We start from the raw sequence: 2,439 nt of genomic DNA, 5'->3' as shown, positions 1-2,439 counted from the left end.
ACTGAAGAAAATACGGATAAAGCCATTGCTGTTGAAAGAACGACGGTTAGACTTTTCTTCATAGAGTTTCTTTCCTCCTAAGTATTTGAAGTTTTTTGTTATAAAATCTTATAACCGATGGGAGTGTACAGCGATCTTTACATCACTTTTGTGTAGATTTTTGTCTATCACCTAATCTACAAAAACAGTATACTATCTGTTATTCACTCAGTCATTGATAAGAATTTTCCAGCTAATTCATCGTCACGGATTTGTTTTAGCCGACTTTGCTTTGCAATAATTCAATCAATTGCTTGCCCGGATCTTTCATTTCACCTGCAGGTCGATTACCGCCGCCTTTGCCATCTTGGCCCTTGGACCCGTTCGTACCTTGGTCTTTCGTCTGGCCCTGATTTGTGCTTGGCGCCTTGGATGCATCCGCATTGCCGGAGGAATCCGTACTTTTCGCTGCATTCCCGGCATCCGCATTTTTCTTGCCGTTACCGCGGTTAGCCATGCGCGCGGCCGCATCGTCCACAAATTTCTTTTGGGCATCCGTCAGATTTTCAAGCAGCTTGGCCTTGCTGTCGTCGGTAATCTCGCCTTTGGCGACGATATCTTGAGCTGTTGGCAGCATCGCTTGCGCTTCTTCTTTCGTAATTGAAAGTCCATCGGCTTTGTCCATCATAAGCAGCGTTTGGAATGTGGAAAACATTTGCCGCTGCTGCTGACTCATCGCAGGCCGATTTGGGTTGGATTCCTTTTGATCCGTCGTTTGACTCTGGCTTTGCTGTTGTGGCTGCGCGGTGCTGACTGCGGCAGAAGCGCTTTGTGCCGCCGGCTGGTTGCCGCAGCCGCTTAATAAAACGGGGATGACCACACAAATCCCGGCTAGCTTTTTTAAATTCATTTAGGTGACCACCCTCCTATCTGATTCCTACAAATACAAGGGTACAGCCGGTTTGTGAAGAAACTAAGACTAAAAGCTGAAATCAGCATAAAAGTTAGCTTAAAATAAGCTGAAATCGCCCGATTTCATGGGATTTTCAGGATCGGCAGACCGGAATTTTCCATAAATTTAAGACTGGAAAAAAGGCCCACCTTAAAACAAAAAAAGACCCCGAAGGGTCTTCTTTGATCGCTTGATTATTGAGCCGTCAATGCGATGCTTGCCGACTTGCCGCTTGGTGTTGTAGCTGTCAGGTCGAAGCTTACGGATGTCGATGGGCTTGTTGGTGTTGCTGCTACGTTGCCGTATTGGTCCACCGTTACAGTACCGCCCACAACATGGTCGACCGAGAATGTTACACCCATCAAGTAGTTGTACATTTTCGCGTCGCCGTCTTCGTACTTGATGCCGTAGTTGTCGATGACGTTGATGCCTGTGAATGCGTTGAATCCGCTGAGTCCGATCATTTTGCTTGTATCGTCGAAGCTCACTTGATCCACTGCAAGCGCATCGCTCTTCACAGTTACTGCAGTTGTTGCTGTTTTCACTTTGCCGTCGTTCGTTTTGAAGCTCACGTTGATCGTTGCCGTTCCCGCTTTGTTACCAATCACATACCCTTTGCCACCTGTGAGGACCACTTGGGCTACCGATGTGTTGGAAGAGGTGATGGCGGTAATTTGTTTCGGCAGCGATACCGTGTCGCCGGCCGCATTCGTTGCAGATACGGTTACTTCGCGAGCCAGTTTACTTGTGTTAGCCGCTTTTTGGTCCGCTGCGCTCAGTGTGCCGCTTGTGTCGTACTGCGCTCCGTCGATGATCACTCCGCTATCGATAGCGTTGAACAAAGCCGGTACGCTGTTCAGGCTGTAGCTCAGGCTGTCAGTCGATGTCGCTACGTCTACGTTGCGAGTCACGGTGTCAACTACGCTCTCTTTGCCCGATGCGTCTACTTTGATCAGTTCCACTTTCACGCCGAACGTTCCCGCCGCGCTTGATCCGGTTGCCAAGCGGTACGTATCGTTCATTTGGTTGAACGCTGTATTCTCAACCATGCCTGTAGTGCCGCTCACAGCTTGAAGGTTTTTGAAGCTGTTTGCCGTTGTGAACGCAGCTGTTACGGCGCTGGATGCAGTATCATTGTCCGCTGTGATCGCTTGTACGCCTGTTGTTGTGTTCACCGGCGTCATTTTCGTGTAGTAATATACGCTGCCGGAGCCGGACGTATTGGCGTTTGTTGTCGCATTGCCTTGACCGTCCGTCAACAGGTAGGAATCCTGGCTTTTGCCGTATTGATCAATTGCTTGGACGACAAAGCTTGTGTAACCGCCAGGTACGATTTGCTTAGCCGGCTCAGTGACGACTTTCAAGTGATCCGGGATACGTGCGTTGCCGACCGTGTAGGACTTCGTAGCCGTGCTGTTCGCACCGGACGTTGCGATGTAGGCATTAACCGTTACAACGCCGTTATGGCCCGCTGTGATGTTCGACAAGCGGATGGAACCTTTGTGTTC

The 2,439-nt window shown here is 49.3% G+C and carries 1 protein-coding gene and 1 pseudogene; both read right to left on the bottom strand.

Annotated elements, in window-relative coordinates; genetic code table 11:
* Positions 1-256 precede the first annotated feature (256 nt).
* Positions 257-889 (bottom strand): hypothetical protein, encoded by a 633-nt coding sequence (locus AC3G2T_RS38605; protein ID WP_488438802.1) that lies wholly within the window; start codon positions 887-889, stop codon positions 257-259.
* A gap of 236 nt (positions 890-1,125) precedes the next feature.
* Positions 1,126-2,439, bottom strand: a pseudogene (locus tag AC3G2T_RS38600) (hypothetical protein); the annotation flags it as partial.

Source organism: Paenibacillus sp. sgz302191, assembly GCF_057749925.1.
Note: the sequence above shows the minus strand (reverse complement) of the source record. Positions and strands in the feature narration are given on the sequence as shown.